This window comes from Maridesulfovibrio bastinii DSM 16055, assembly GCF_000429985.1.
Taxonomy (GTDB): domain Bacteria; phylum Desulfobacterota; class Desulfovibrionia; order Desulfovibrionales; family Desulfovibrionaceae; genus Maridesulfovibrio; species Maridesulfovibrio bastinii.
The window spans coordinates 117,306-125,298 of the sequence record NZ_AUCX01000016.1 but is presented as its reverse complement, the minus strand read 5'-3'; the positions used below and the strand labels follow the sequence as shown (position 1 = coordinate 125,298).

Annotated in this window: 8 protein-coding genes; 7 read left to right on the top strand and 1 reads right to left on the bottom strand. The window is 44.0% G+C overall.

The window, feature by feature from the left end:
• Positions 1-207: 207 nt before the first annotated feature.
• The 3 genes from G496_RS0109255 to G496_RS0109245 all read left to right on the top strand — a co-directional run bounded on the left by G496_RS0109255 (position 208) and on the right by G496_RS0109245 (position 2,673).
• On the top strand, positions 208-894 hold the full coding sequence (locus tag G496_RS0109255; RefSeq protein WP_027179038.1) for a queuosine precursor transporter: 687 nt from the start codon (positions 208-210) through the stop codon (positions 892-894).
• Positions 895-938: 44 nt separating this feature from the next.
• On the top strand, positions 939-1,781 hold the full coding sequence (dapF, locus tag G496_RS0109250; protein WP_027179037.1) for a diaminopimelate epimerase: 843 nt from the start codon (positions 939-941) through the stop codon (positions 1,779-1,781).
• A gap of 406 nt (positions 1,782-2,187) precedes the next feature.
• Positions 2,188-2,673 carry a phage regulatory CII family protein gene (locus tag G496_RS0109245; protein ID WP_027179036.1) on the top strand — a complete coding sequence of 162 codons (486 nt, stop codon included), beginning with the start codon at positions 2,188-2,190 and terminating at the stop codon, positions 2,671-2,673.
• Positions 2,674-2,795: 122 nt separating this feature from the next.
• Here G496_RS0109245 and G496_RS0109240 read toward each other — a convergent pair whose 3' ends face one another.
• On the bottom strand, positions 2,796-3,023 hold the full coding sequence (locus G496_RS0109240) for a hypothetical protein (RefSeq protein ID WP_027179035.1): 228 nt from the start codon (positions 3,021-3,023) through the stop codon (positions 2,796-2,798).
• A gap of 291 nt (positions 3,024-3,314) precedes the next feature.
• Here G496_RS0109240 and G496_RS0109235 point away from each other — a divergent pair, with 291 nt between their 5' ends.
• From G496_RS0109235 to G496_RS0109220, 4 genes are read left to right on the top strand one after another with little or no spacing between them, the layout of a single operon-like run.
• Positions 3,315-5,519, top strand: coding sequence for a methyl-accepting chemotaxis protein (locus G496_RS0109235; RefSeq protein WP_027179034.1), 2,205 nt, complete (start codon positions 3,315-3,317; stop codon positions 5,517-5,519).
• Positions 5,520-6,053, top strand: a complete 534-nt coding sequence (locus G496_RS19295; protein WP_051294946.1) for a chemotaxis protein CheW — start codon at positions 5,520-5,522, stop codon at positions 6,051-6,053. It begins immediately after the preceding gene.
• A gap of 7 nt (positions 6,054-6,060) precedes the next feature.
• On the top strand, positions 6,061-7,332 hold the full coding sequence (locus tag G496_RS0109225; RefSeq protein WP_027179033.1) for a CheR family methyltransferase: 1,272 nt from the start codon (positions 6,061-6,063) through the stop codon (positions 7,330-7,332).
• A 2-nt stretch (positions 7,333-7,334) separates the two neighbouring features.
• Complete coding sequence (locus G496_RS0109220) at positions 7,335-7,991, top strand: chemotaxis protein CheW (RefSeq protein ID WP_027179032.1); 657 nt, start codon at positions 7,335-7,337, stop codon at positions 7,989-7,991.
• The last annotated feature ends 2 nt before the right edge of the window (positions 7,992-7,993 follow it).

Below are 7,993 nucleotides of genomic sequence, written 5' to 3'. Positions count from 1 at the left end.
TTTTTTAACATGCAAATAATATAAAAAAGTCCCCGCCAAAAGGCGAGGACTTTGTCATCAATCTGAAATCGCGGCGGGCATTAAAATGTCCGCCGCGATTTCACTTTTGTGTTATAATTATGGCTTGACCTCTGCTTTGAATAAAGGCAAATCCACGCTTTCAATTCTTTTTAATTTAATATCTCTTCATCAGAGGGAGATTTTTTTATGTATAATGATCTGCTGTGGATAGGCTTTGCCCTTATGGATTTGAGCCTTGTCCTTATTATATACAGACTGTTCGGAAAAACAGGACTTTTTGGGCTTATTGTTTTTAATCTCATGCTCTGCAACATTCAGGTTTTAAAAACAGTAGAACTTTTTGGAATGACAACCACCCTCGGTAATGTCCTTTATGCGAGCGTATTTCTTTCCACTGATCTTCTCAGTGAATTTTATGGAAAGGAAGAGGCCAAAAAAGCAGTTCTGCTGGGCTTTGCAACCTTGCTGATGACCGTTGTCTATATGCATATAGCCCTCTTATTCAAACCTGCTCCGGGTGATTTTGTTCAGTCTCATCTTGAATCTATTTTCAGTTTTCTGCCACGGGTTGCAATTGGAAGCCTTGCGGCTTATCTTGTCTCTCAGTTCAATGATGTTTATATATTCCATGCCCTCAAAGAAAAGTATGACGGAAGACATCTGTGGTTGAGGAATAATGCCAGCACTCTGCTCAGCCAGTTGCTTGATTCCTTGATTTTTTGCTTTATAGCCCTGTGGGGGCTGTTTCCCAAGGATGTCTGGATTGAAATTTTTATAACTACATACGTAATGAAAGTGGTTGTTGCCATTTTGGATACTCCGTTTATTTATCTGGCTAAACGGATGGGGCTCAAGCAAGCTTCTATTTTATAATAATGTCCTGTCTTTTTATTTAATTAAAATTCCGGAGAATTGTCATGAGTAAGATGTTCGATATAAGTGTTCCATTTTATAAAATGCAGGGTTGCGGAAACGATTTCGTTATTATTGATAACCGTGAAATGAAACTGCCGGTTGACGATATGTCACGCTGGGCAGAGAAAATATGCAAGCGCGCGTTCGGCGTTTATGCTGACGGACTGTTTTTTATTGAAGATGCTCCCGAAGGTTCGGATCTGGATTATGTCTGGCAGTTTTACAACTCTGATGGTTCAAGGGCCGAAATGTGCGGAAACGCTTCCCGCTGTGTCGGCAGACTCGCTCATGCACTCGGAATTGCCGGTGAAAAGCATGTTTTCGGAACCGACGCCGGACCTGTACAGGTTCAGGTCTTTCCTGAGCTTGAAGAAGTTAAGGTTCAGCTGCCGGACCCCAAAGATATTAAGGTCAATCAGACTTTAACCATAGATGGTAAAGAGTACACCTACCACTTTGCCAATACCGGTGTTCCCCATGTTGTTGTGCAGGTTGACGATGCCGAATCAGTTGATATTAAAAAAATGGGCAGTGCTATCCGTTATCATGAAGATTTTGCCCCGGCAGGAACCAATGTCAATTTCGTTCAATTCGTTGATAATGACAGTTTGATAGTCCGCACTTATGAACGTGGCGTGGAAGATGAAACCTATGCCTGCGGAACTGGAGTTTCAGCTGTCCAGCTTACTATGAATAAGCTTGGGCTTACTGATGCTGCTGTCAGAATCCGTACTTCCGGCGGTGAAGTTTTGAAGGTTATTGTCGAGGATGGCAAAGTATTCCTTCAGGGCGGAGCCGAGCTGACTTTCTCCGGCGAACTCTATCTCGATTCAATAGGACTTTAGATAAAAATTACTATCCGGTAGTTCGTAAGCAGGGGTGCCATGCCTTTTGCTGCATGTAACTGTCTATAATTTGTGAGAATAATTTCAAAAATAATTTGATTTTACTTTTTTAGACTAAAAAGGTATGAATTTATGCCTGTGGGAGCTGACAGCCCTCAAACAGTTTCCACAGACAATGGGTGATGTCTTTTAAATGTAATGATTTGATACATAACATTGATTCCTGTGAAGCAATAAAAAGTGTTGCGAAACAGTAAAATTTAATTTTTTAGTTTTTAACCAGTAATAAAAAATCAATAGTTACAATAGTTATGCTTGCCATAACGCCATGTCTGTTGTTGGCACGATTTTAGCTAAAAATTGACTGGCAGTATTTCATTCATAACAATAAATAGGGAGAATTAATATGGCTACTAATGAACTTACTAAACTGTTGCAGGAAGTTGTGCTTAAAAATGACAAGCCTGCACGTGAGATCGCAACAGAGATCAACAAACCTTACCCGACTCTTCTTCGTGAAATCAATCCTGAAGATAAAGGGGCAAAAGTAGGTATTGAAGAGCTTATTCCTCTTATGGATGCAACCGGCAGTATTCGTCCTCTGACCAGAATTGCCAATATCATGGGCTACGTTCTGGTTCCTATGGATCTGAATCCTGAAGATCCTGATGAAGCCAACTACATGGCTCTTGATCTGATGGACGGATTCGGAAGATACTCCAAGGCTCTGAAAAAAGCTTTGCAGAGTTCACCTGAAGGCGATCTGGCTGATGAAGTTGAAAAAGAAGGTTTCGAAGCTATTACAGCTATTTTGACCATGGTTCACTACCTGCGCAAAAAAGCTGAAGAAGAAAAAGCTAAGAACGCTCCTCGCCTCGCACAGGTCAGCTAGTTTGATTCCGCTTTATGCGGGTCATGAATTTGATGAAAAACCCCCTGAAAGTTTAACTTTCAGGGGGTTTTTATATTCGTGAAAACGTGACTTGGAACGTATTCCTGCGGATACGGTGTGAATCAGCAGTCATGAACATCTTTATTTATATAAAAACATAAATCAAAAAGATTATTAACCATTTCTTCTACCAGTTCAGGATTGTCAGGCGTTATATCCTGTACAGATTCCTGTCTGCTGGCAGTCTTATTTATTATTCTTGCAAAAAGCAGGGAGACGAGCTGGTCATCATATACAGTCCATCCTTTATTGCCTGATGCATTAATATTACTAAATCCGTGGTAATACATAAACTCCTCCCTGAGTAAAAAGTAGCGGACTCTCCCGTCCCTTCTTAGTGGCTTATCGGAATAATTGTAAAAGCTCTTTATAGGGATTTTAAAAAAAGTTTTAAGCCTCGGACAATGTTAAGTGCAGGGAGAGGCTTCCATTGATTTAATTTCTCAAACTAAATACAAAAGCATATATTAACGGATGAAATAACTGTTATCTAAAAGCTGCTTTTAATACCTTGCAGCGGTAATCCCGAAGCGGACTGAGATCTTATCCGGTTGTGCCGGAAGATCCGTCAGGAAAAATAAATGCGTATTACCTTAAGAAGAAAAATTATCACTCTGGCCTGTCTTGCAGCTCTGATCCCGGTTGTTGTGATGTTTATCATCACTTCAGTGCTCGAACACAGGCTTTCCAGCACTGTAAATAATGAAGTGAAGGGACTGATAACCGAGCATGTCTCGCAGGTTGCAGTGGATGCTTACGATCAGTGCCATAATACTGAGCTTATGATCCATGCTGAAACAGAAAGAGCTTTGAAAGGTACTTTGAAATATCTTAACAGCCTTGGCAGGTGGCATCTTGGTGATAAGCTTATCAGCTGGACTCTGAATTCAGCCGAAAATCAAGGCACTGTGCGGCTTCCTGAAATTTTTATTGGTGACAAGTCCGTATTACCGGTTGAAAGCATTGATGGCTTTAGCGAACTGGTTGATTCGGTAAAAGGCATGACCGGAGCTGACTGCTGTATTTTTCAGCGTGTGAATCCGGAAGGGGATATGCTTGCAGTTGCCTCATCTGAAGAAGGTAAGAATAAAACCCGTAGTATTGGTTATTTGAAAAAATCTCTTGATTCAGACGGCAGAAGAAATGATGTGATCAAAGCCGTTCTTGACGGGGAAGAGGTTTATGAGCGCGGCGAGGAGCAGTACGGAACCAGACTTGTAATATATTCTCCTTTAAAAGACAGTTATGGCCATGTTATCGGAATGGTTGGTGTTCATATGACATTCCAGTCCGTAAAACAGCTGCTGCGTAATATTGTCCGCACCTCAGTAGGCAAGTCCGGATACATCTGGCTCATCGGCACAAGAGGTGCTTACAGAAATAAATACATAGTAACTCCATCTACCAGCGGTAAAATAATTAATTCATCCCGGGAAACTTCTCTGGTTAAAGAGCTTGCTTCATCAGCAATGGACGCCGGAGATGGAAAACTTTCTTCAAAAAGTTATACTTGGAGCAGTACTGAAAACGGAACCTTACGCGATAAATATGCTGTTTATACCTATTTTGAACCGTGGGGATGGGTTATAGGCGCCAGCGTTTACATGGATGATTATCAGGGCATTATCCATAAACTGACAGGAACAATGCACAGCTTAACCGAGCTGCTAGTAATTTCCGGGATAATTATACTTGTCGTCATATTGGGTATTTCTTTTTACATGAGCGGGCTGATAGCAAATCCGGTCAGTCACATGGCCAAGATCGCCGCGATGATCGCCAAAGGTGATATCAATCAGGCCCGCAGGGAAATAATTACGATAGAGCAGGTCTGCCCCAATGCCAAACGGGCGGTATTGAATGCTGAAAATAACGAAACTCTGGATGAAACAGGACAGCTTTATCTGACGATAAAAGAGATGGCCGGAAATTTAAATTCTCTTGTGGGTCAGGTTCAAAGGTCCGGTATACAGGTTACTGCTTCGGCAACAGAAATCGCCGCATCGGCCAGACAACTGGATGAAACTGTAAATACTCAGGCCGCAGCAACAAACCAGATCAGTGCCACCAGCCTTGAGATTTCCGCCAATGCCGGAGAACTTGCAGGCACTATGGACAAGGTCAATATATCGGCCAAAGGAGCTGCTGACCTTGCCGAAGAAGGCAAGGACGGGCTGCGTTCCATGATCCGTATTATGGATGATCTCAGTTCCGCCACTGACAATATTATTGAAAAGCTGGCCTCAATCAATGAACAGGCCATATCCATTGTATATATCGTGACCACCATAACCAAGGTTGCGGACCGCACCAATCTTCTATCCCTCAATGCGGCTATTGAAGCTGAAAAAGCCGGAGAATTCGGACAGGGATTTTCAGTGGTGGCAGACGAAATAAGACGTCTTGCGGATCAGACCTCCGTTGCCGCCCTTGAAATTGAAAACATGATCAGCAGCATGAGAGAAGCTGTTGATTCAGGAGTGTCCGAGATGGATCATTTTGCCAAAGAAGTGCATCACGGAACAGGCAAGGCCGCTAAACTTGGTAAAAAACTTGATGGCATCATGCAGATGGTTACGGAACTTAATCCCCGCATTCAATCAGTAAATGAAGGAATGACCGCTCAGGCTGAAGGAGCACAGCAGATTTCGCAATCCATGACTCAGCTTTCGGCATCGGCATCTCAGACATCCGATTCTCTCGGGGAATTTAATCGTGCTGCCTCCCAGCTCAATGAAGCTGTTCAGGGTCTGCAAAGTGAAGTCAGCAAATTCAGGGTGGGTTAAATGCTGGTTCTAACATTTATGATAGGGAATTACCTTTACGGCTTTGAGGCTGTGCGTGTGGCGGAAGTTGTCCCACCGGTAAAGTGCAAACCGCTGCCTAAATCTCCGAAATTTATTTCGGGCATTTTTAATTACCGCGGGACCATTTCACCGATTGTAGATTTGTCCATGCTGGCAACCGACAGAGGAGCCCTTAATATGATGAGCACCAGAACCATAATGATTGATCTTGCCGATCTTGAGCGCAGCCATGAGCGGGGCAAAAAATTTCTCGGCCTTAAAGCGGAAAAAGTTACTGATATGGTCAAGCTCTCCGAAGAGGATTTTGAGGATTCAGGGGTGGAAGTACCGGATGCCCCGTGGCTAGGTCGGGTGGCGCGCATGGAAGATGGAATGCTCCAGCTTGTAAAACCGGAAAAACTACTTACTGACGAGCTGCATGAAATACTTTTTCCTGAGCATGAATATGAAATCCAGCTTTCCCGTGATGAGAATCACGAACTTCATTATCCTGACGTAAACAACGGTGATTAAGGACAGTATGAGCATCTCTGCGGCAAAAGAAATTCTCAACAGGACCATAGGTCTTGATGTTGCCTCTATCGGTGATAATGCACTGGAGAGAGCTGTCCGTCACAGGATGGATATTCTCAATTGCAGCGGGAGTTCTTATTACCGGCTTATACGTGAGGATAGCGGCGAGCTGTCTGAACTGATAGAGGAAGTCGTTGTTCATGAAACGTGGTTTTTCAGAGATATGCGCCCGTTCGAGCTGCTTGCCAGAGATGCCCTTAAAAAAAATGGGAATGAGCCGTACAGAGTTCTGTGTGCTCCCTGTTCATCGGGTGAGGAGGCCTATTCAGCAGCCATATCTCTGATAGGTTCAGGGCGGGATAAATCTTCACTAAAAATTGTTGGAACGGATATAAGCGCAAGGGCAATTGAAAAAGCCAAAGCCGGTATCTATGGCTCAAATTCATTTCGGTATGAACTGCCATCTTATGCCTCAAGGTATTTTGAAGACGAGGCTGGAGAAAAGCGTGTTTCTGCCGTTATAAAGGGTGCTGTTGATTTTACAAGGGGTAACATCCTTGATGGCGATCTTCCTGAGATCAGATTTGATGCTGTTTTCTGTAGAAATTTCATGATTTATCTTGATGGAGCCAGCAGGGAAAAACTGCTCGGAATAATTGAGACACGGCTTAAGCCTGATGCCCTGCTTTTTGTAGGACATGCGGAGGCTATGCCGCTGCTGCACAGATCTTTTACTCCGGTGAAAGCTCCGGGAGCGTTCGCTTTCAGAAACCGGAGGCCGGCTCTCGTTCCTGTCCCGGAAATTGAACAGCGCCCGGTACTATCCAAACAGGCTGAGAGAGGCGGGGTGGTTCTTTCTTCCGGCAGGAGAAATCGTTTTCACAGTGGCGGAACTGTTCATTTTACAAAACCTGTTGATACTGGTGCAAAATCAGATGGCAATCAGCCTGTTGAAAAGGACAGCTCTGTTTCAAGTCTTGCGGATGTCCGTAAGCTGGCTGACAGGGGACAGGTGCGTGAAGCTTTAAATATTTGTGACTCTATTTTGAAAAGTGGCGGTCCTGATGCGGATGTGTTCTATTTTGAAGGACTGCTGCATGAAACACTCGGTAATACTGCTCTTGCGGAAGAATTTTACCGCAAGTCATTATATATGAATCCTCATCATACTGAGACGCTGGCTCACATGCTGCTGCTGGCCGAAGCCTCAGGTGATGAAAAACAGGCTGTACTTCTGCGTGGCAGACTTGAACGTGCCGCAGGGATTCCGGGAGAATAAAATTGTCAGAAAAATGCTGGAATGAAATAGGTTATATAGGTGATCGCAGTTGCCCGGATCTTGCGGACTATAATCATTGTTTTCATTGTCCTGTGTTCGCCCGTGCCGGACAGAGCCTGCTGGATCGTGAGCCGCAGCCTGACTATCTTGAAGAAAATTCCAACGGAATTGCGGAGGCCAAAAAAGATTCGGCAGCCGATTCATGCGGAGCAGTTGTTTTTAGAATTTCACACGAGTGGCTCGCACTGCCTTCAAAAGTTTTTTCAGGGGTTCTTGATGAGCGTATTGTCCGCCCTGTACCCCATAAAAGCGGCAGAATATTTAAAGGACTCGCAACGGTGCAGGGACAGATTGTTCCGGTTGTTTCAATACGGGAACTGCTTGGCCTTGACCCGGAGCACATGAGCGAAGCTGAAAAAGGTTTTAGAGTCTACCGCAGGCACATTTGCGTTGATGGCAGTAAGGGCCGCTGGATTTTCGGAGCGGATGAAGTTCTTGGTGTGGTTCATTACTTTCAGGATGCCCTTATGGATGTTCCGGCAACTGTAGCCAAAGCTCCGGCCGCGATGTCTCAGGGTCTTTTTGATGTCGGCGAGAGAAGGGTTTCCCTGCTTAGCGATGAACTCTTTTTTACGGCTTTAAACAGAAGCGTTAAATAGGA

Coding starts and splice junctions, on each gene's coding strand:
- G496_RS0109225 (WP_027179033.1), top strand. CDS start 6,061: ATGAGCATCTCTGCGGCAAAAGAAATTCTCAACAGGACCATAGGTCTT.
- G496_RS19295 (WP_051294946.1), top strand. CDS start 5,520: ATGCTGGTTCTAACATTTATGATAGGGAATTACCTTTACGGCTTTGAG.
- G496_RS0109240 (WP_027179035.1), bottom strand. CDS start 3,023: ATGTATTACCACGGATTTAGTAATATTAATGCATCAGGCAATAAAGGA.
- dapF (WP_027179037.1), top strand. CDS start 939: ATGAGTAAGATGTTCGATATAAGTGTTCCATTTTATAAAATGCAGGGT.
- G496_RS0109255 (WP_027179038.1), top strand. CDS start 208: ATGTATAATGATCTGCTGTGGATAGGCTTTGCCCTTATGGATTTGAGC.
- G496_RS0109235 (WP_027179034.1), top strand. CDS start 3,315: ATGCGTATTACCTTAAGAAGAAAAATTATCACTCTGGCCTGTCTTGCA.
- G496_RS0109245 (WP_027179036.1), top strand. CDS start 2,188: ATGGCTACTAATGAACTTACTAAACTGTTGCAGGAAGTTGTGCTTAAA.